Source organism: Terrabacter sp. LjRoot27 (genome assembly GCF_964254175.1).
Taxonomy (GTDB): Bacteria; Actinomycetota; Actinomycetes; order Actinomycetales; family Dermatophilaceae; genus Terrabacter.
Window position 1 is genome coordinate 914304 of sequence record NZ_CAXUSS020000001.1, and the last position, 20836, is coordinate 935139.

The 20836-nt window shown below is 70.9% G+C and carries 17 protein-coding genes, 1 tRNA gene and 1 riboswitch; of the genes, 12 read left to right on the forward strand and 6 right to left on the reverse strand.

Going from position 1 to position 20836, the window contains the following annotated elements; translation table 11 throughout:
- The first annotated feature begins 5 nt into the window (after positions 1–5).
- From ACSQ2D_RS04260 to ACSQ2D_RS04275, 4 genes are read left to right on the forward strand one after another with little or no spacing between them, the layout of a single operon-like run.
- Positions 6–1550: an ABC transporter permease subunit gene (locus ACSQ2D_RS04260; protein ID WP_435984773.1), complete on the forward strand. Its 1545-nt coding sequence runs from the start codon at positions 6–8 to the stop codon at positions 1548–1550.
- The gene (locus ACSQ2D_RS04265; protein WP_435984774.1) at positions 1550–2494 is read left to right on the forward strand and encodes a sugar ABC transporter permease; all 945 of its coding nucleotides are present in this window, start codon (positions 1550–1552) and stop codon (positions 2492–2494) included. The genes ACSQ2D_RS04260 and ACSQ2D_RS04265 overlap by 1 nt, the downstream gene beginning before the upstream one ends.
- Complete coding sequence (locus ACSQ2D_RS04270) at positions 2491–4377, forward strand: glycoside hydrolase family 13 protein (protein ID WP_435984775.1); 1887 nt, start codon at positions 2491–2493, stop codon at positions 4375–4377. The genes ACSQ2D_RS04265 and ACSQ2D_RS04270 overlap by 4 nt, the downstream gene beginning before the upstream one ends.
- Position 4378: 1 nt before the next feature.
- Positions 4379–5392: a LacI family DNA-binding transcriptional regulator gene (locus tag ACSQ2D_RS04275; protein WP_435984776.1), complete on the forward strand. Its 1014-nt coding sequence runs from the start codon at positions 4379–4381 to the stop codon at positions 5390–5392.
- A 265-nt stretch (positions 5393–5657) separates the two neighbouring features.
- On the opposite strand, the gene otsB is transcribed toward ACSQ2D_RS04275, so the two are convergent.
- Complete coding sequence (gene otsB / locus ACSQ2D_RS04280; RefSeq protein WP_435984777.1) at positions 5658–6461, reverse strand: trehalose-phosphatase; 804 nt, start codon at positions 6459–6461, stop codon at positions 5658–5660.
- A complete protein-coding gene (locus ACSQ2D_RS04285) occupies positions 6458–8056 on the reverse strand; it encodes an alpha,alpha-trehalose-phosphate synthase (UDP-forming) (protein ID WP_435984778.1) in 1599 nt (532 codons plus the stop codon). Before ACSQ2D_RS04285 ends, otsB begins: the two co-directional genes overlap by 4 nt.
- A 204-nt stretch (positions 8057–8260) precedes the next feature.
- On the opposite strand from ACSQ2D_RS04285, the gene ACSQ2D_RS04290 reads away from it, so the two are divergent.
- The 6 genes from ACSQ2D_RS04290 to ACSQ2D_RS04315 all read left to right on the forward strand — a co-directional run bounded on the left by ACSQ2D_RS04290 (position 8261) and on the right by ACSQ2D_RS04315 (position 13050).
- Positions 8261–8692, forward strand: a complete 432-nt coding sequence (locus tag ACSQ2D_RS04290; RefSeq protein ID WP_435984779.1) for a CBS domain-containing protein — start codon at positions 8261–8263, stop codon at positions 8690–8692.
- Positions 8693–8800: 108 nt separating this feature from the next.
- Positions 8801–10663 (forward strand): protein kinase domain-containing protein, encoded by a 1863-nt coding sequence (locus ACSQ2D_RS04295; RefSeq protein WP_435984780.1) that lies wholly within the window; start codon positions 8801–8803, stop codon positions 10661–10663.
- A 367-nt stretch (positions 10664–11030) separates the two neighbouring features.
- Positions 11031–11204: riboswitch (cyclic di-AMP (ydaO/yuaA leader) on the forward strand.
- A 3-nt stretch (positions 11205–11207) separates the two neighbouring features.
- Entirely contained in the window at positions 11208–11858 is a 651-nt protein-coding gene (locus ACSQ2D_RS04300; RefSeq protein ID WP_435984781.1) for a transglycosylase family protein, read from the forward strand.
- 160 nt (positions 11859–12018) lie between these two features.
- Positions 12019–12094: transfer RNA gene (locus tag ACSQ2D_RS04305), tRNA-Thr, on the forward strand.
- Positions 12095–12443: 349 nt separating this feature from the next.
- Positions 12444–12917, forward strand: a complete 474-nt coding sequence (locus ACSQ2D_RS04310; RefSeq protein ID WP_435984782.1) for a DUF6325 family protein — start codon at positions 12444–12446, stop codon at positions 12915–12917.
- Position 12918: 1 nt separating this feature from the next.
- A complete protein-coding gene (locus ACSQ2D_RS04315; protein WP_435984783.1) occupies positions 12919–13050 on the forward strand; it encodes a hypothetical protein in 132 nt (43 codons plus the stop codon).
- 58 nt (positions 13051–13108) lie between these two features.
- On the opposite strand, the gene ACSQ2D_RS04320 is transcribed toward ACSQ2D_RS04315, so the two are convergent.
- The gene (locus ACSQ2D_RS04320; RefSeq protein WP_435984784.1) at positions 13109–13816 is read right to left on the reverse strand and encodes a hypothetical protein; all 708 of its coding nucleotides are present in this window, start codon (positions 13814–13816) and stop codon (positions 13109–13111) included.
- 305 nt (positions 13817–14121) lie between these two features.
- Here ACSQ2D_RS04320 and ACSQ2D_RS04325 point away from each other — a divergent pair, with 305 nt between their 5' ends.
- Positions 14122–15147 (forward strand): type I asparaginase, encoded by a 1026-nt coding sequence (locus tag ACSQ2D_RS04325; protein WP_435984785.1) that lies wholly within the window; start codon positions 14122–14124, stop codon positions 15145–15147.
- 15 nt (positions 15148–15162) lie between these two features.
- Here ACSQ2D_RS04325 and ACSQ2D_RS04330 read toward each other — a convergent pair whose 3' ends face one another.
- Positions 15163–16431 carry an HAD-IC family P-type ATPase gene (locus ACSQ2D_RS04330; RefSeq protein ID WP_435984786.1) on the reverse strand — a complete coding sequence of 423 codons (1269 nt, stop codon included), beginning with the start codon at positions 16429–16431 and terminating at the stop codon, positions 15163–15165.
- Complete coding sequence (locus ACSQ2D_RS04335; protein ID WP_435984787.1) at positions 16359–17945, reverse strand: HAD-IC family P-type ATPase; 1587 nt, start codon at positions 17943–17945, stop codon at positions 16359–16361. The genes ACSQ2D_RS04330 and ACSQ2D_RS04335 overlap by 73 nt, the downstream gene beginning before the upstream one ends.
- Before the next feature lie 141 nt (positions 17946–18086).
- Between ACSQ2D_RS04335 and ACSQ2D_RS04340 the strand changes: the two genes are divergently transcribed.
- Positions 18087–18599: a hypothetical protein gene (locus tag ACSQ2D_RS04340; protein WP_435984788.1), complete on the forward strand. Its 513-nt coding sequence runs from the start codon at positions 18087–18089 to the stop codon at positions 18597–18599.
- On the opposite strand, the gene ACSQ2D_RS04345 is transcribed toward ACSQ2D_RS04340, so the two are convergent.
- Complete coding sequence (locus ACSQ2D_RS04345; RefSeq protein WP_435984789.1) at positions 18565–20826, reverse strand: MMPL family transporter; 2262 nt, start codon at positions 20824–20826, stop codon at positions 18565–18567. The genes ACSQ2D_RS04340 and ACSQ2D_RS04345 overlap by 35 nt on opposite strands.
- Positions 20827–20836 lie beyond the last annotated feature (10 nt).

Genomic DNA, 20836 nt, shown 5'->3' on the forward strand with positions numbered 1-20836 from the left:
GTCACATGACCAAGCCCCTCGCTCTCGCGATCAAGTGGGTTCTCATCGTCGCGACGTTGGCCGGCATCCTGTGGATCGCCACCAAGCTCGCGCAGGCAGGCAACACGATGGCCGTCGTCATCGCGGGACTCGTGGGGATGGGCATCCTCGCGGTCTACGCGACGCGGCGCTCGGTCCCCCTCAAGTACCTCGTCCCGGGTCTGCTGTTCATGATCCTCTTCCAGCTGTGGCCGGTGCTCTACACCGCGAGCCTCTCGACGACGAACTACGGCGACGGGCACCTCTACAGCAAGGAGGAGTCGGTCACCGACATCATCGCCCAGTCGGTCCGTGAGGTTCCCGACACGCCCCGCTACAAGATGTCGGTCGCGATCGTCGAGGGCGGCGACCCCGTCACCTCGGACCTCGTCCTGCTGCTCACCAAGCCCGACGGCAGCACCTACGTCGGCGACACGACCGGCCTCAAGCCCCTGCCCCCGACCGGCGTCGAGAAGACCCCCGTCGGCAAGATCACCAAGGCTCCCGGCTACACCGTCCTCACCGCCAAGCAGGCCAACGCCCGCAGCAAGGACCTGTCGGCCATCGCCGTGCCGACGAGCGACGGGGGCGGCATCAAACCGGTCGGTCTCTCCGAGGCCTTCGAGGGCAAGGCGACGGTCACCTACGACGCGGCGGCCGACAAGCTGACCGACGCGGGCACGACGCCACCGACGGTCTACGCGCCGAAGGATGCCAAGTGGGTCAACGTCGCCGACCAGACCCAGTCCTTCCCGCAGGGCTGGAAGGAGAACATCGGGCTCGCGAACTACTCCCGGATCTTCACCGACAGCACGATCCGCAGCGGCTTCCTCAGCATCTTCATCTGGAACATCGCCTTCGCCATCCTGTCGGTGCTGACGACGTTCCTGCTGGGCATGCTCATCGCGCTGCTCTTCAACGACCCGAGGCTGCGCGGCAAGGCGATCTACCGGTCGCTGCTGATCCTGCCCTACGCCTTGCCGGGCTTCGTGACGGCGCTGGTGTGGAAGGGCATGTTCAACCAGGACTACGGCATCATCAACCAGACGCTGGGGCTCTCGGTCGACTGGCTGGGCACGCCGGCCGGGGCCAAGGCCGCGATCCTCATCACCAACCTCTGGCTGGGCTTCCCGTACATGTTCATCGTCTGCACGGGCGCGCTCCAGTCGATCCCGCAGGACGTGCGTGAGGCGGCGACGATCGACGGCGCCAACGCCTTCCGGACGCTCCGCTCGATCATCATGCCGCTGCTGCTCGTGGCCGTCGGCCCGCTGCTGCTCGCGTCGTTCGCGTTCAACTTCAACAACTTCGGACTCATCTACCTGCTCACCAAGGGTGGTCCGTTCAACGGCGCCGACACGAGCATCGGCTCGAGCGACCTGCTCATCACGTACGCGTTCCGCCTGGCCTTCTCCGGCAGCGCGCCCAACTACGGCTTCGCTGCGGCGGTGTCCGTGATCATCTTCCTGCTCGTGGCGCTGATGAGCATCCCGGGCTTCCGTCGCACCAAGGCCCTCGAGGAGGTCAACTGATGGCGACCGTCAACGCTCCCGTCCCCGCCGACCCGCGCATGGACTCCCGCATCGCGGAGGAGACCGGCGCCGGCACGCCGGCCTCGCCCAAGCGCGGGGGTCTCGGCGGCTCGGTGTGGTGGCGCCACGCCCTGGGCATCCTCGCCCTGATGTGGGCGCTCTTCCCGATCCTCTTCATCTACTCGGCCGCGACGAACCCCAGCGGCACGCTCAACACGGCGAGCCTGTGGCCCTCGGGCTTCTCGACGAAGAACTTCACCGACCTCTTCAACGACAGCTCGCGCCCGTTCTGGACCTGGTACAAGAACTCGATGATCATCTCGTTCGTCGGGGCGCTCGGGGCGGTCTTCCTCGGCGCGTGCGCGGCGTTCGCCTTCTCGCGCCTGCGGTTCAAGGGCCGTCGCGGCGGGATGATGTTCCTGCTGCTGACGACGTTCTTCCCGGCGCTGCTCGCCATCGTCGCGACGTACATCATCTTCGCGGCCATCGGTGACGTGCTGCCGGCTCTCGGCCTCAACACCGTCACCGGCCTGATCCTCGCCTACCTCGGTGGGGCGCTCGGGGCCAACGTGTGGCTGCTCAAGGGCTACTTCGACACGGTCCCGCGCGAGCTCGACGAGGCGGCGATCGTCGACGGCGCCAGCCATGCCCGGATCTTCTTCACGATGACGCTGCGACTGGTCATGCCGATCCTCGTGACGGTCTTCATGCTCGTCTTCGTCGGCCTCTACGGCGAGTTCATGCTGGCGAGCGTCTTCCTCACCGACGTCGACAACCAGACGCTCGGTGTCGGGCTCTACGGCATGACGCTCGGCAACGACGCGAACACCCTCTTCGGGCGCTTCACGGCCGGTGCGCTGCTCGGCTCGATCCCCGTCATGCTGCTCTACCTCGCCTTCCAGCGTCAGCTGGTCGGTGGCCTGACCACGGGGTCCGTGAAGTGACGCCTGCCCCGACCCGCCAGCAGACGTGGCTGAGCCAGCCGCACCACGACGGGTCGGGGCGGTACGTCTCCAACCAGGCTCCGCGCCTCGGCGACCGCGTCGACGTGCTCGTGCGCGTCCCGCTCGACGCCGGGGTCGAGGCGGTCCACGTGCGGACCTCGCCCGACGGCGAGGCCACCTTCACGGTGGCCCGCAAGGTCCGCACGACGGGCGTCGACGACTGGTGGCGTGCCACCCTGACCTGCCACAACCCGGTGACGAGCTACCGCTTCCTGCTCACCGGCGGCCCGACGAGGTATGCGTGGCTCAACGGCACCGGCGTCCACGAGCGGGACGTGCCCGACGCGAGCGACTTCCGGCTCGTGGCGCACGCGAGCCCGCCGCCCGAGTGGGCGCTGGGGTCGGTCGTCTACCAGATCTTCCCCGACCGCTTCGCGCGCTCGAAGGGAGCCGACCGGCACGAGACGCCCGACTGGGCCGTCCCCGCCGCGTGGTCCGACCCGGTCGACATCAGCCCCAAGGGCGTCGCCCACCAGCTCTACGGCGGCGACCTCGACGGCATCACCGAGCACCTCGACCACCTCGAGTCCCTCGGCGTCGACGTCGTCTACATGACGCCCTTCTTCCCGGCGCGCTCCAACCACCGCTACGACGCGTCGTCGTTCGAGCAGATCGACCCGCTCCTCGGCGGCGCCCCGGCGCTGCGCCGGCTCACCAAGGCCGCCCACGAGCGAGGCATGAAGGTCATGGGCGACTTCACGACGAACCACACGGGCAACGCCCACGAGTGGTTCCTCAAGGCGGCCGGTCCCGGTGGGAAGAACACGCCCGAGCGGGACTACTACATCTGGGAGGACGGCACGTACGTCGCCTGGCTCGGCGTCCCGTCCCTGCCGAAGCTCAACCACCTCAACGCCGCGCTGCGCCACCGCATCTTCGAGGACCCCCAGGGGGTCGTACGCAAGTGGCTCGGCCGGTCGGGCGGGCTCGACGGGTGGCGCGTGGACGTCGCGAACATGACGGGCCGGTGGCGCGACACCGACGTCAACCACGACGTGGCCCGGCAGATGCGTGACGTCATGGGCCGGGTGGCCCCGGAGGCCCTGCTCGTCGGGGAGCACTTCCACGACTACACGCCCGACATGCCCGGCGACGGCTGGCACGGCGTCATGAACTACGCCGGCTTCTGCAAGCCGACGTGGACGTGGCTGCGCGAGGAGCCGAAGGACCCGCGCTTCCTCGGCGCCCCCGTGCCGCTGCCCCTGCTCGATGCCGGCGCTGTCGTCGAGACCATGCGTGACTTCACGTCGCGGATCGCCTGGCAGTCGCTCGTCCACTCCTTCAACCTCGTCGGGTCGCACGACGTGCCGCGGATCCGGACGCTCGTCGGCCCCGACTCCGTCGAGACGGCGGTCGGCCTGCTCATGACCTTCCCGTCGATGCCGATGATGACCTACGGCGACGAGATCGGCATGGAGGGCACCTTCGGCGAGGACGGACGCCGTTCGATGCCGTGGGACGAGAATGCCTGGGACGCAGAGACGCTCGCGGTCTATCGAGGGCTCATCCAGGCGCGTCAGCGCTCGGTCGCACTCCGGCGCGGTGGCCTGCGCTGGGTGCACGCCGAGGGCGACGTCATGGTCTACCTGCGCGAGACGCTCGACGAGGTGGCCCTCGTCCACGTGGCCCGGGCCGCGCACGAGCCGGTCGTCCTCGACCCGCGACACCTCGCCGGGATCGAGTCCGGCTCACCGCTATACGGACCCGCTCCGAAGGTCGGCAAGCGGGCTGTCACACTGAGCGCCTCGGGACCGGGCGTCAGCATCTGGACGTGGCGCCCCACCGACGACGGTCCACGACACGTGCGACGAAGGGGGAGGTGAGATGAAGGCACGACTGCGCGACATCGCCGACCAGGCGAGCGTGTCCGAGGCCACCGTCTCGCGCGTCCTCAACGGCAAGCCCGGGGTGGCCGAGTCCACCCGTCAGGCCGTGCTGACGGCGCTCGACGTCCTCGGCTACGACCGGCCGAGCCGCCTGCGCCGCAAGAGCGCCGGGCTCGTCGGCCTCATCGTGCCCGAGCTGACCAACCCGATCTTCCCGGCCTTCGCGCAGATCATCGAGAACTCCCTCGCGCAGAACGGCTACACCCCGGTGCTCTGCACGCAGGTCGCCGGGGGCGTGCACGAGGACGACTACGTCCAGATGCTCCTCGAGCGCGGCGTGGCCGGGATCATCTTCATCTCCGGGCTGCACGCCGACACGACGACCGACTCGGCCCGCTACGTCGCGCTGCGCGACCGCAACCTGCCGCTCGTCCTCGTCAACGGCTACATCGAGGGCGTCGACGCGCCCTTCATCAGCAACGACGACGTCGCGTCGATGGGGCTCGCGCTCGAGCACCTCGTGAGCCTGGGGCACCGAGAGATCGGCCTCGCGGTCGGACCCGACCGCTACGTGCCGGTCATCCGCAAGATCGCCGGGTTCCGCCACTCGATGCAGGAGCTGACCGGTCGCTCCGACGTCGACGACCTCATCGAGCGCTCACTGTTCAGCGTCGAGGGCGGTGCCACCGCGGCCGGACGGCTCCTCGACCGCGGCGCTACGGCCGTCGTGTGCGGCTCGGACCTCATGGCGCTCGGCGCAATCCGCGAGGCCCGCAAGCGCGGCCTCCACGTGCCGCGCGACTTCTCGGTCGTCGGCTACGACGACTCGACGCTCATCGCCTTCACCGACCCGCCGCTGACGACCGTGCGCCAGAGCGTCAACGCGATGAGTGCGGCGACGGTGCGTGCCCTGCTCGACGAGATCGCCGGGCAGCCCTCTCCCCGAGCGGAGTACGTCTTCCGGCCCGAGCTCGTCGTCCGCGGGTCGACGGGCGCCGTCCGGCGCCACTGAGCGGCGTCACCCGAGCCGGACGGCATACCTGCTCTGATCGCCGGACACCCGACGAAACCCTGCCCCGGCGGAGTTGTCGAGGGGATCAGCGTCGCGGGGCCGCCACACATCCGCCCGGGCGGAGTTGTGGAGGCGGCTCGGGCGAGCGCCGGCACAGGCTCACCCTGGCGGAGTTGTCGAGGGGATCAGCGTCACGGGGCCGCCACACATCCGCCCGGGCGGAGTTGTGGAGGCGGGCGTATGCCGGGTGGGACGGTCGCGTGCGTCAGCCCGGGACGTGGGCGGCCGAGCAGAGCTGCTCGAGACGCGTCAGCAGCGCGGCCACGGCCTGCTCGTCGTCCACGCGGTAGCGAGCGGCGGTGGAGCCGGTCCCGACCTTGACGGTGACGTCCTCGGGACGACGCATGCGCATGAACGCGTCCTCGTCGGTGACGTCGTCGCCGAGGTAGACGCGCGCCACCGCACCGACGTGGCGGCCGAGCGCCGTGACGGCGGATCCCTTGTCGGCGTGGGAGACCGAGAGCTCGAGCACCGACTTGCCCTTGAGCACCTTGACGCCGGGGTGGTCGAGGGCGACCCGTCGGGCGTCGGCGATCGCGGCGTCGCCGGTCTCACGCGGGAGGCCGCGGACGTGGACGACGACGGCGGCCGACTTGTGCTCGATGCCGGCCTCGGGGTGGTGCTCCTTGACGAGGGCCTCGATGTCGGTGCGGAGCTCGGCGAGGGTCACCTCGTCGTCGGGCGTGACGGCGGCCGCCTCCATGGCCTCGCGCACGGCCTGGCTCGACGACTCGGCGCCGTGGCTGCCGATGAGGACGATCGGCTCGTCCTCGGTGATGCCGGTCAGCTCGCGCAGGGTGTCGAGGTCACGCCCCGAGACGACGGCGACGTGCACGCCCGGAAGGCTCGCGAGGGACCGCAGCGTCTCGATGGTGCCCTCGACGGGGGTGGCCCGCATCGGGTCGGCGTCGAACGGGGCGAGCACCCCGTCGAAGTCGGTGGCGACGAGCAGGACCTCGGCCGAGGCCGCGGCCTCCAGCGTCTCCGTGGTCGGGGCGGCGGCGCTCACGACCGGGTCCCGTCCGACGCGCCGTGCGAGCGGTCGCCCGACCCCGCGCCCGACCCCGCGCCCGACCCCGCGCCCGACCCCGCGCCCGACTCGGCTGGCGACTCGGCTGACAACTCGGTGGGGGCCGGCATGAGCGGTGTCTCCTCGGCGTGCGGGGTGGGCCGCTGGCGCGACTCGGCGCTCGGCAGCTCGGGCGCCGCGGCGAGCGCGGCGAGGTAGCGGGCCGCCCAGCGCTGGACGTCGTGGTCGGACACGCGGCGGCGCAGCGCCTTCATGATCCGCTGCTTGTCCTTGGCCGGGGTGTTGATGGCGCGCAGGATCGTCTGCTTGAGCCCCTCGATGTCGTGCGGGTTGCACGCGAAGGCCTGGTGCAGCTCGTGCCACGCCCCGGTGAACTCCGAGAGCACGAGGGCGCCGCCGAGGTCGTGGCGACACGTGACGTACTCCTTGGCGACGAGGTTCATGCCGTCGCGCAGCGGGGTCACGAGCATGACGTCGGCGGCCTGGAAGAGGGCCGCCATCTCCTCGCGCGGGTAGGAGTGGTGCAGGTAGTGGACGGCCGGGGCGCCGATCTTGCCGAGCTCGCCGTTGATGCGACCGACGGTCTGCTCGATCTCGCTCTTGAGCTTGCGGTAGGCGTCGACGCGCTCCCGGCTCGGGGTCGCGACCTGCACGAGCGTGACGTCGGGCGGTCCGATGCGCCGCTCGCCCAGCAGTTCCTCGTAGGCCTTGAGCCGGTGCCGGATGCCCTTGGTGTAGTCGAGACGGTCGACGCCGAGCATGAGGACCTTGGGGTTGCCGAGGCTCTCGCGGATCTCGCGGGCACGCTCCATGACGTCGGGTCGCTTCGCCAGCGCCTCGAGGCCCTGGAAGTCGACGGAGATCGGGATGGCGGCCGCCCGCACCTGGCGGTGCGCCCCCTCGACGGTGACGCGGTCGCGCTTCGTCTGCGCGCCGAGCAGCTGGCGGCAGGCGCGCACGAAGTTGCGGGCGTCGGCCTGGCGCTGGAAGCCGAGGAAGTCGGCCCCGAGCAGGCCGTCGAGCAGCTGGGCGCGCCACGGCAGCTGCGCGAACAGCTCGACGGGCGGGAAGGGAATGTGGTTGAACCAGCCGATGCGCACGTCGGGACGCAGCGTGCGCACGATCGCCGGGACGAGCTGGAGCTGGTAGTCCTGCACCCACACGGTGGCGCCCTCGGCCGCGACCTCGGCGACGGCCTCGGCGAAACGCTGGTTGACCGCCTGGTAGCTCGACCACCACTCACGATGGAAGGTCGCCGGCACGATGACGTCGTGGTAGATCGGCCACAGGGTGTCGTTGGAGAAGCCCTCGTAGTAGTCGCGGATCTCGTCGGTCGACAGCGGCACGGGGTGCAGGTGGATGCCGTCCTCGTCGAAGGGCTCGGGCGCCTCACCGGCGTCGCCGGCCCAGCCGACCCAAGCGCCCGGCTGCGTGCGCATCACGGACTCCATCGCGGTCACGAGACCACCGGGGCTGCGTCGCCACTCGACCTCGCCGTCGTCGGTGACGACCTTGTCGACGGGCAGTCGGTTGGCGGCGATGACGAGGTCGTAGGTCGGCCGAGGGGTCGACACGCAATCAGCTCCTGCTGCTCGAGGGGAGGGTACGGCCCTCGACGTACCCAGACCCGGGGGGAGGGGCGCCGTGGGGCGCGATCGGTCTCACTCTAACGAGCGAACGGTGGCGCCCGGTGCGGTCCCGCTCTAGGGTCGAGACAGGGCATCTCTGGTGGAGCGGGTGGCCGCCTGAGGGCATCGCGCCGAGGTGAAGGAGTCGCCGTGAAGATTTCCGACGTGCTGCGCAAGAAGGGCAGCGAGGTCATCACCGTCAAGCCCGACGAGACGGTCGCCGGCCTGCTCGGCCTGCTGGCCGAGCACCGCATCGGTGCGGTGGTCGTGAGCACCGACGGCTCGAGCGTCGACGGGATCGTGAGTGAGCGCGACATCGTCCGGCACCTCCACAGCACCGGCACGAGCGTGCTCGAGGCGCCGGTCTCGCAGATCATGACGAGCGAGGTCACCACGGGCTCGGCCGACGACAACATCGCCGACCTCGCCGGGACGATGACCGAGATGCGGGTGCGGCACGTGCCCATCGTCGACGCCGACGGCAAGCTGGCGGCGATCGTCAGCATCGGCGACATCGTCAAGCACCGGCTCTCCGAGCTCCAGTCCGAGCGCGACCAGCTGCGCGACTACATCAGCAGCTGACACCTCCGGCACACCGGACCAAACCGACGAGACGGGACACACGCGACACCCGGCGGCGCGTTACCGCAGGGTTCCTGTCGTGGCGCCCCGGTCGCATACCGTAGGGGCATGACTGCGTACGACCGGACCGAGCGGGTGCCCACCCCGCGGCCCGGCGCGCGCACCGGTGGGGTGCCGGTGGCCCCGCGCCCCGGCGTCCCCGGCTCGCAGCAGCGGATCGGCCCGTACCGCCTCGTCGAGGAGATCGGCGAGGGCGGCATGGGCGTCGTCCACCTCGCCCTCGACCCGCGTGGCCGGGCCGTCGCGATCAAGGTCCTGCGCGCCCACGTCGCGCACGACGCCGACGCCCGGCAGCGCCTCTCCCGAGAGGTCGACACGCTCTCGCGCATCCGCGACGCGCGGGTCGCGAGCGTCATCGACGCCGACGTCATGGCGCCCCGCCCCTACATCGTCACGCGCTACGTGCCCGGCCCCGCGCTCGACGAGGTCGTCGAGGAGCACGGCCCACTGGCGCCCGCAGACCTGCTGCGCCTGGCCCGCGGCATCGCCGAGGCGATCCGCGCCATCCACGCGTGCGGGGTCGTCCACCGCGACATCAAGCCGGGCAACGTCCTCATCGAGGACGGCGACCCGGTGCTCATCGACTTCGGCATCGCACACCTGCAGGACGACGTGCGCCACACCGTCGGCGGGCTCGTCATGGGCACGCCGGGCTACCTCTCGCCCGAGCTCGTCGAGGGGGCCGCGATCACCGACGCCACCGACTGGTGGGGCTGGGCCGCCACGATCACGTATGCCGCGTCGGGTCGTCCGCCGTTCGGCCGAGCCCGCATGGACGCCGTGCTCACCCGCGTGCGTGCCGGGGACGTCGACCTCGAGGGCGTCGACCCGCGCCTCGTGCCGCTCCTGCGCGCGTCCCTCTCACCCGACCCGCGGCTGCGCCCGCACGCCGACGAGGTCATCGCGGCACTCGAGCTCTACGCCGCGGGACGCGCGGCGACCGTGCCGACCCCGAGCGGCAACCCGTGGGACGACGACCGCGCCGCTGCGGCGCCCGGTGACACCCAGGTCGTCCAGCACGGCAGCACCGCCGTCATGCCGCCCGTCGGGGCAGGCGGCGCCCTCGGCGAGGCCTCGACTGCAGGGAGCCCGGTGCGGTGGGCCCCACCCCCGACCGGCCCGCGGGCACCCGATCCCGACCCGGCGGCATACGACCACGGCTGGGACGACGAGCCCGCCTCGCCGGACGACTGGGGCGGCGCGCAGGCCTACGACGCCCGGCACGGGCGCGGTGGGCAGGACGTCGAGCAGGGACCGCAGGGCTACTGGCCCGAGGAGGAGTGGGACGAGGAGGACGAGCCCGTCCAGCGCGAGGGCGACCCCCGCATCGGCCTGCCGATGCGCACCGGTCTGCTCGCCGCGGTCGGGATCGCCTGGGTCGGTGCGCTCATGGCGTGGCCGGGCATCGCCCTCGTCGTGCTCGTCGTGCTCTCGGCCCTCGCCCGCGCCACCGACCGCTCGGTCACGGCGCTCGTCCTGCGCCGCTACGACTTCGGCCGACGGCGCAGCGACGTGCCCTTCGCCGTCGTCTCGAGCCCGTGGCACCTCGTCGTCGGCATCATCGCGACGGGGGTCGGCCTGCTCCTGCCCGTGGCGGTGGCGCTCGCCGGGATCTTCGCCGCCGCCCTGCTCCTCGCCGGCACGCAGGGCACCGACCTCGGGCCCGGTGCGCCGATCACGCTCGCCGTCGGCGGCGTCCTCGGCCTGCTCATGCTCTGGTGGGGCCCCGGTGGGGCCTCGCTGCGACGAGGGTCCCGCTCGATGGCGCGGCGGCTCGTGCCGGCCGGCCTCACCACCCAGATCGTCTCCGTGCTGCTCGCCGTCTTCGGAGTCGTGGCCGCGCTCGTGGCCCTGCAGCACGGCTCGAGCCTGACGTGGGACCCCTTCACGACCAACCCGTTCGGGCCGTGAGCGCCGGGCCTCGGTGAGCCGAGGTCCCGTTCGCGGGTCTGTGGGGCCTTCGTGCGGTCCTCGTGCGGTCTCCGTGCGGTCTCCGTGCGGTCTCTGTGCGGGCCCTGTGGTCCTAGCGCATCAACCCCTGAAAACGGCTGGGAAAAAGATCACGGAAGTGTCTCGACGTGTCTTGTGCGCTGCAGGAACGTCCCGTACCGTCAGTGCTCGGCGGCCTCGACTCTCGGGTCGAACGGGAGCATCACCACTCGGCTCCCGGGTCGCTTCGTCGCGTCCGGCTCCACACGAACGCTCCCACAACTTCACATGGACACCCATCAATCCGTTTCCCTGAGCGCGCCGAGCCTCGCCAGCCAGGGATGTAGCCCACATCCGTGGGCCGGGCGAGGACGGGGGACCCAGTGTGACCAGTGAGTGCATGTGTGTTCGAGCGCATGGCAAGAGGACGAGATCTGGTCTCGGGGTGAAGTCGCATCCGCGACGGGGCACCTGACGCCCCAACCCGACAGCTAACCCCGCAGGCGCGCGTCAGGAAGGATCACCCATGCAGTACATGTCCAAGCATGCTGCGGCCAAGAAGGTCTCGGCCAAGCAGCGCATCGCGGGAGTCGGAATCGCTGGAGCCGCCACCATCGTCGGTGGCATCGCCACGGGCGGGTCGGCCAAGGCCGCCTCGGTCTGGGACCGCGTCGCCGCGTGCGAGTCGAGCGGCAACTGGCACATCAACACCGGCAACGGCTACTACGGCGGCCTCCAGTTCGTGCAGAGCACGTGGCGCGGCTACGGCGGCACCGCCTTCGCACCGCGAGCCGACCTCGCCAGCCGGGCCGAGCAGATCGCCGTCGCGCAGCGCGTGCTCGCCTCCCAGGGCCCCGGCGCCTGGCCGGTGTGCTCGAAGCGTGCGGGCCTGACGCGCGCCAACGGCGGCGCCACGACGACCCCGGTCTCGCGGTCGACCGTCCGCAAGCCGGTGACGACGAAGAAGGTCGTCAAGAAGAAGACGTACGCCACCAAGCCGGCGGTCACGAACACCGCCAAGGGCGCCAAGATGACCGTGCACCGCGGCGACACGCTCGGCAAGATCGCCGCGCGCTACCACGTGTCCGGCGGCTGGAAGGCGCTCTGGAAGGCGAACGGCGCCCGCGTCACCAACCCGAACCTCATCTTCGTGGGCCAGACTCTGCGACTCCCGTGAGTTCCTGATACAACTGTGCCGGACGGCCTCGCGCAACCAACCCCTGGGTTTGCGCGGGGCCGTCCTTCACGTTCCGCGGCCGGGTCGTGCTCGCGGTTTGGGCGTATGCCGTCCGGCTCGGTTACGCTTTCGCCCGTCCGCGGCGCTCGCGCCCAGACGTGCTGGCGTGGCGCAATTGGTAGCGCACCTGTCTTGTAAACAGGCGGTTAGGGGTTCGAGTCCCCTCGCCAGCTCCACCTCGGTGCATGACTTCGCCTGATGCTCGACGTTCGGTCTTCGCCTGATGCTTGTCGGTGTCTCGGGTGATGCTTGACCGCCACTTCGGCTGATCCTCGACGCGGTCTCCACGTCACCCCAGGGGACTCTCCACGGACGCCGGCGGGCAGGGTTCATCCCGAGCGGATGAGGCGCCACGCGCGAGCGGCTCCTAGCGTTGAGGGCAACGCAGGCGGACCCGCACGCGTCGCGACCCCTCGTCCCGCGGGTGCTGGCACCCCGGCTGCCGCCCGGGACCTGTCGGCACCGTCCTGCACCTCCACCGGGCGCACTGCTCCACATCGGACGCACACCCAAGGAGAAGATGACATGACCGTCAACGTCGACGAGCTCGGTCCGGTGGACTGGATCGTCGTGGAGTTCGAGGGCAGCACGCTCAACGGCGAGATCCCCCCGATCCTCAAGGACTACGTGGACCGTGACCTCATCCGGGTCCTGGACCTGCTGTTCTTCAAGAAGGCCGAGGACGGCAGCTTCGAGGCCTTCGAGGCCACCGACATGGAGGACTCGGAGATCGGCGAGCTCCGGTCCTACGAGACCCAGCTGGCCATGCTGCTCAGCGAGCAGGACGTCGCAGACCTGGCCGAGACGATCGAGCCGGGAAGCTCCGCGGCCGTGCTGGTCTGGGAGAACCTGTGGGCGGCTCCGTTCGGCGCCGCCGTCCGGCATGCCGGGGGCCAGCTCGTGGCCAGCGGGCGGATCCCGATCCAGGCCGTCATCGCCGCCATCGAGTCCGACCAGTCCGACCAGTCCGACGAGTCCGACGAAGAGGAAGGAGCCTGACATGCCACTCGCAGCCAGGCGCAGGAGAAGGACCGTGGCCGCCGTGGGCGGTGCGGTCGTCGTGGCGCACGGGATGCACCGGCGCGGTGAGCGCCGGGAGGACCGGCGCGACGATCGCCGCGACCGCCGCTGACCGACCACCGGCCGAGGGGCCTGCTCAGGCGGGCCCCTTCGGCGCGTTCGTGGTGTCGCTACGGCGTGGCCGGTGCGGCGGTGAAGGACGAGACCAGAAGGTGCAGGCTGAGGAGCAGGACCCAGAGTGGGAAGAGCAGGACGGCCCAGACCGTCCGAGGGGGCGCGAGGAGCAGGACCAGCGCGACGACGAACCCCACGGCCACCAGCCACCGTGGCACGATGCCGGTGCGGCGACCGAGGTTCGTCACGACCATGGTGAAGACCGCTGCCATGCGGATGCCGAACGTCGTCAGCAGGGCCGTGCTGACCGCCCCCACCTGCCGCACGTACTCCGGCGAGACGCTGTCGGGTCCGTCGTAGAGGGCGAGCAGGGCCCCGACGTCTGCAGAGGCGGCGAACAGCATGGCGACGAAGAGCAGCCCGGACCCGAGGAAGGCTGTCGCGAACAGCTTGTCCTCACGGTGCCCGAGACGGGATCGGATCACCCCGATGAACCAGAGGAAGGCGATGCCGGCGTAGGGGGTGAGCTGCATCGCGAGCGCAACCCTGCCGCGGCGCTCCGCATCGGTGATCCACGTCGATCGGCTGCCGGTGCCCGGGAGCGCCAGGTACATGAGGATGACGACCGCCCCCAGGAGCAGGGCGAAGGCGATCCCGGCGACGGCCGCCGCCCGCGGCGTCCGGATCTCCTCGAGCACCCGCCCCGGTGGTCCGAGGTCGGCAGGTGACTCCGCCCCACCACGCTCGTCCTCATGCATGCTCACGCTCCCGTCGTGGGCCCGTGCGACTCCCGTCGAGTCCGATCGTGTGGGGGCGTCCCGGATCTCCGCCTCGTGGTCGACACCCCTCGAGCGTGACACCCGGCGGGAACGTGCGGATCATCCGAAGGGGGTGAGCGCACCGCGGACCGTGGCGCCCTCACGTTCGCCGCGATCCGCCGACCCACGCACGCGACGACTCTGGACAGGCCCAGCGTCGGGTGCCACGGTGAGCGCATCAGGCCGCCGGGACCGGCGGCCTGATGCGCGGGCTCGCGCGGAGTCCGGGATCCGACCAAGGGAGACGCGTCGTGAGCGACAGCGTGTTCGTGCTTCACACCGGCGGGACCATCGGGATGGTCGACACCCCGGACGGCTACGCGCCCGTGGCGGGTGCGCTCGCTCCCTACGTCGACTGGATCGTGGAGAACTCGAGGGGCGAGCTGCCGCCGATCGTCTTCGAGGAGCTCGACCCGCCCATCGACTCCGCCAACGCGACGCCTGACGACTGGTGCGCCATCGCTCGAGTCCTCCACGAGCGCCGGGGGCAGCACCGCGGGTTCGTCGTCCTGCACGGGACGGACACGATGGCCTACACGGCGTCCGCGCTCTCGTTCCTCCTCCCGTCGTTCGGCAAGCCCGTCATCGTCACCGGCTCCCAGATCCCCATCGCGCGCACCCGGAGCGACGGGCGGCAGAACCTCATCGGGGCGCTCCAGGTCGCGGCGCGGCCCGACGTCCCCGAGACCACGCTGCTCTTCGGGGAGGTGCTGCTCAGGGGGAACCGGTCGACGAAGGTCGACGCCTCGGGCCTCGACGCCTTCGACTCGCCGCGCTTCCCTCCGCTCGCCGCCATCGGCATCGACATCGACTTCCGGGACTCCCTGGTACGCCCCGCCGACGGGGAACCGGAGCTCAGGGCCGGTCGGCTGGGGGAGGTCGCGGCTGTGCGGCTCTTCCCGGGATTCTCGGCGTCCATCCTCGCGAACCTCTGCCGACCGCCGTTGCAGGGCCTCGTCGTCGAGGCCTACGGGGCCGGCAACGGGCCGTCGAGCGACCGGGAGTTCATGGCGGTCGTCGAGGCCGCCACGGCCCAGGACATCGTCGTGGTCGTCGTCACCCAGTGCGTCCGCGGATCGGTGCAGCCAGGGGCGTATGCCACGGGGTCGGCGCTGATGCGGGCCGGAGCGGTGCCGGGCTACGACATGACGTGCGAGGCGGCGCTCACCAAGCTTGCGGTCCTGCTCGGCCAGGGCCTCGACACCTCGGTCGTGGCCGACCTGATGCAACGTGACGTCGCGGGTGAGCTGACGAGAAGGGACGACGCCGGGGCATGACGTCGGTGTCACCGCTCAGGCGCGCGGCGTCGTCAGGGCGCGGGCAGGGGCGACCGCCCACTGCGGGTCGAGGGGCTCAGCAGGCTCGCGCCGGCGCCTCCGGACCAGCTTGCCGAGCTCGACGACGGCGGGTAGCGCGGCGGCCAGCGCTGCGCAGACGAGCCACTGGTGCGGCGTGAGCTCGGAGGTCAGGAGCGCCTGCTGCAACGTCGGGAGCTGCGTCGCCAGCAGCAGCATCCCCACGGGAACCAGGGCGATCGCCACCGCCCTGAGGATGGGCGGGGTGAGGCCACTCGTGGGGTCGCGCCGGTTGACCAGCGCGTTGAACGCGGTGCCGAGGCCCATCACGACGAACGTCATCGTCATCGACACGGATGCTTGCGTCGGGCTCGGCTCGTCCGGTCCGAGCACCAGCGGCACGAAGGCGGCGAGGAAGAGCACCAGCGCATAGGCCACCCACATGACGACCGCTGACCGGTTCGTGATGGGGATGCCCGGGTCGCGAGGCGGCCGGCTCATGACATCGGGGTCGCCCGGGTCGACGGCGATGATGATGACACCCACGGCCGTGGCGAAGAACAGCAGGAAGAGCACCATGGTCGGGGTCATCGCGACACCCCGGTTGACGTCGAACAGCGTCGCCGCGAGGAACAGGAACACGAGCGAGAGCAGCTGAGTCATCTGGTAGCGGACGTACGAGACGACCTTGTCGTAGACGCCCCTCCCGATCTCTACGGCATGGACGAGCGTCCCGAAGTTGTCGTCGGTGAGCACCATGCGCGCGGCCTGCTTGGTCACGTCGCTCCCGCTCCCCATCGCGACGCCGATGTCAGCCTGCTTGAGGGCAGCCGCGTCGTTGACGGCGTCGCCCGTCATCGCGACGATCATCCCCTCCTCCTGCATGGCGCGCGCCAGCCGGAGCTTGTCCTCGGGCGTCACCCGGCCGAACACGTGCAGGAAGGGCAGCTGGCGCTTCAGCTCCTCGTCGCTGAGCGCCTGCAGCTCGGCGCCGCTGATGGCGCCCGGACCCAGCCCCAGCTCCTGGCCGATCGCCTGAGCCGTGACGGCGTGGTCACCGGTGATCATCCGTACGTCGATCCCGGCCTTGAGGGCCGTCGCGACGGCGCTCCTCGCCTCGGCGCGCAGCGGGTCGATGATCCCGGCGAGCCCGACGAAGGACAGGCCCTGCGTCAAGGCCATGGGGTCGGCGGTCATGGTGGCCACCTCGTCGGCGGCGACGAGACGGGCCGCGAACGCGAGCACGCGCAGTCCCTTGCCGCCCATCCGCTCGTTGGCCTCGTGGAGGCCTCGAGCGCCTGCTCGATGGGGACCTGTGAGCCGCTGAGCGGACCGCCGGCCAGGGTGCAGCGGGCGATGACGACGTCGGGGGCGCCCTTGACGAGCTCGATGAGGTGCTCGGCGCCCTCGATCGTCACCCGGTGGAACGTGGCCATGAACTTGTACTCGGAGTCGAAGGGAACCTCGGACAGGCGCGGGTAGGTGCGGCGGGTCTCCTCGGCGTCGATCCCGAGCTTGGCGGCGAGCACCACGAGCGCCGCCTCGGTGGGATCTCCGATCACCGAGCCGTCGTCGCCGACCACCGCGTCGCTGTCGAGACACAGTCCGAGTCCCAGACGTGTGAAGTCGGGGACCGGAGTGCCGGCCACGGCCCGGATCGCCCCGCTCTTGCGGTAGCCCTCGCCGTCGACGGTGAACCACGACCCGCTCGCGTACAGCGTGGACACCATCATCTCGTTGAGGGTCAGCGTGCCCGTCTTGTCGGTGTTGATCGCGCTCGTCGACCCGAGCGTCTCGACGTCCGTGAGGTTCTTCACCACGGCCTTGGCCGACGTCAGCTGCTTCGCCCCGATGGAGAGGAGTCCGGAGACGAAGGCCGGCATCCCCGTGGGGATCGCGGAGACGGCCATCGCCGTGCCCAGCAGGAGGAGGTCCTTGCCCGGGGTCCCGCGGACGAGACCGACGACGACGATGACGGCGACCGCCCCCCAGGCGATGACGCCCAGCACCTTGGTGAGGGAGTCCAGCTCCTTCTGCAGCGGCGAACGCGTGCGAGTGACCGAGCTGAGCATCGTCGCGATCTGGCCCATCTGCGTCTGCTGCCCCGTCGCCGTGACCACGATGGTGCCCGTGCCGCGTGTGACGGACGTGTTCTGGAAGAGCATGTTGGTCCGGTCGCCGAGTGCGACGTCCACGGAGCCCAGAGCGGAGTGGTCCTTCGCGATCGGCACGCTCTCCCCGGTCAGCGCCGCCTCCTGCGCCTCCAGGGTGGCGGACCTGACGATGCGTCCGTCCGCCGGGACGATGTCACCTGCCTCGACCTGCACCACGTCCCCGGGCACGATCTCGGTGGCCGGGACGAGGGAGACGGCGCCGTCACGGACGACTCGCGCCTGTGGTGTCTGCATCTTGGCCAGGGCGTCGACGCTGGCCTTGGCCGTCAGCTCCTGCCGGGTGCCGAGCGCCAGGTTGAGGACGATGAGCAGCCCGACGATCACGCCGGTCGACACCTGGCCGATGACCAGGCTGACGACCACGACGGCCACGAGCATGAGGTTCATCGGGTCGCGCAGCTGGCTCGCTGCGACGACCCACGCGGACGGCGGCTTCTCGGCGGCGATCGCGTTGGGACCGAAGGTCGCCAGACGGCTCGCCGCCAGCGCCCCGCTCAAGCCCGAATCGGCGTCGGAGCCGGCCGCGGCCAGGACCTCGTCGGCGTCCAGCGCGAATGGTGGGGTCTCGGTGTCCGCAGTCGACGACTGCGTGCCGCTCTCGCTCATGGGTCGTCCCCTCAGGTCCGGGTGCCTCAACCTCAGCATCTGTCACGCTAGTGCCAACCAGCCCCTGCGTGGCTGGTCCGTCGGCGCCACGTGGTCCCACGTTTGGCCGACGGGCAGGGCTTCCGTGCGAGCCTTGACCGCGTGACGAGTCAAGATCCGCATTCGGTGCGCGTCGCCGGGGTCGCCCTGGACCTCGAGCGCCTGACGTACGCGACCATCGTCGTGATGGCCGTCCTGTCCGCCTACTCCGGCTGGTCCGCCCTGTCGTTCCCGGCCGCGGTGGTCGTCGTCGTCTCTCCCGTCGTGGCCGTGTGCCTGGCGCACGCGTTCTCGGAGCTGCTCCAGGAGCACGCTGCGGTGCAGCGGGGACTCACGACCTCGGAATGGCTCGCCGTGGCGCGCCGGCAGGTGCATCTGCTGCTGGCAGCCGTGCCGCCGCTCGCCGTCCTGGCCATCGGTCGGGCGACAGCTCTCAGAACCGCCGACACCCTTCCCGTCGTTGAGGTCACGGGGATGCTGACCCTGGCCTTCCTGTCGGCGATCGCCAGCAGGCGGGCGGGCCTCCGGGGACCGTGGCTGGTCGTCGGATCGCTCGCCGGGGGCCTGCTCGGGCTCACGGTCATCGCTCTGCAGATCGTCCTGAAGCCGCACTAGTCCGCGGCGCAGGAGATCCCTCGCCGTCCACGTCGCCGTCGCCCTCGTCCGGGCCGGACGCCCCGCTCGGCGCCCGGCGCAGGCCGATCGGCCACCAGATCCGGTCGCCGAGGTCGTAGGAGACGGCCGGGACGAGCAGGCTGCGCACGACGAGCGTGTCGAGCAGGACGCCGAAGGCGACGATGAAGGCGATCTGCACGAGGAAGAGGATCGGGAGCACCGCGAGCGCCGAGAAGGTCGACGCGAGCACGATCCCGGCACTCGTGATGACCCCGCCCGTCACGGCGAGCCCCACGAGGATGCCGGGTCGGGTGCCCCGGCTCTTGGACTCCTCGCGGACGCGCGTCATGAGGAAGATCGAGTAGTCGATCCCGAGGGCGACGAGGAAGACGAAGCCGTAGAGCGGTGTCGACGGGTCGGAGCCCGGGAAGTCGAACACGTGGTTGAACGCGATGGCGGAGACGCCCATCGTCGCGGCGAAGGACAGGACGTTCGCGGCGACGAGGACGAGCGGGGCCACGATCGAGCGCAGCAGCAGCATGAGCACGATGAAGATGACGCCGAGGATCGTCGGGATGATGACCTTGAGGTCGCGCTCGCTGGCGAGGCGGACGTCGAGGTTCGTCGCCGTGGTCCCACCGACGAGGACGTCGGCGCCCACCTGGTCGAGGGAGGACCGGAGCGTCTCGATGGTGTCCTCCGCCTCGACGCTGTCGGCGGCGGCGTCCAGCGTGGCCTGCACGACGACCTGGCCGTCGACGACCTTGGGCGGCTGGCCGGGGACGAGGCCCACCTGCGGGCTGCTGACGCCGTCCGTCGACTCGAGCACCTGGACCACGGCGTCGGCCTTGTCCTCCGGGGCCGCGATCTGCACCGGTGAGCCCGACCCCGCGGGGAAGTGGCGCGCCAGCACCTCCTGCCCGGTGACGGAGTCGACCTGGGTGAGGAAGAGGTCGGACTGGGCGATGCCGCGGGCGTTGAGCGTCGGCAGGAACGCCGCGCAGGTCGCGAGGGCGAGGAACGTGACCACCCACACGCGCCTCGGGTGGAGTCCGACGAGGCCCGCCACGCGTCCCCAGATGCCCCGGGTGCCGACGGCGTCCGCCCCGTGCACGTGGTCGACGCGGGGCACCTGCGGCCAGAAGATGCGCCGGCCGATGAGGAGCAGCACGGCGGGCAGGAAGGTCAGCGACGCGACGAAGGCGCCGACGATGCCCAGCGCCCCGACGGGCCCGAGGCCCTTGGTGCTGCCGAGGTCCGAGAGGCGCAGGCACAGCAGGCCGAGCACGACGGTGGCGGCGCTCGCCGCGATCGGCTCGAGGGAGGCCCGCCACGCGATCTTCATCGCCGTCCACGTCGACTCCTCGTCGTGCAGCTCCTCCTTGAAGCGCGCGACGAGGAGCAGGGCGTAGTCGGTGGCGGCGCCGACGACGAGGATCGAGAGGATGCCCTGGCTCTGGCCGCTCAGGCTGATCGAGCCGTTCTTGGCGAGCGGGAAGACGACGAGGGCCGCCAGGGAGAGACCGAACATCGCCGTGATGAGCACGGCGAAGGGCAGGATCGGGCTGCGGTAGACGATGAGCAGGATGACGAAGACGACGCCGAGCGCGACGAGCAGCAGGATGCCGTCGATGCCGCTGAAGGCGATGATGAAGTCGGCGAAGAAGCCGCCGGCCCCCGTGACGTGCACCGTCAGGCCGGACGCGCCCAACGTCGACGCCGCGGACTCCCTCAGGGCCTGCGCGACGGCATACAACGCGGTGTCACCGGCGACGGTGACCTCCGCCTGGTCGGCGAGGAAGGCCACGGGGATGAGCACGGCCTGCTTGTCCTGGCTGGGGATGGCGGCGGTCGGCGGTGCCTGGAGGAACTCGCCCACCGTGCGACCTTCGGCAAGCGTGAGCCCGGGGATGCCGTCGACGTAGCGCTGGACGGCCGCGAGGTCGGCAGGGGTCAGGCCGCCCGTGCGCTCGACGACGACGAGGTAGGGCAGCGTCTCGGTGTCGGTCGTGCGACCCACGAGCTTGCTCACCGACGTCGACTCCGCCGACGGGGGGAGGAAGTTCGCGTTGTCGTTGGTCGCGACCTCGGAGAGCCGGCCCACGAGGGGCCCGCCGACACCTCCGATCGCGAGCCAGGCCAGCACGGCGAGGGCGGCGACCCACCGTACGGCGGCGCGACCCTTCGGCCTGCTCGACCCGCGCCTGCCCCCGGATGCGTCGCTCATGGACTCATCA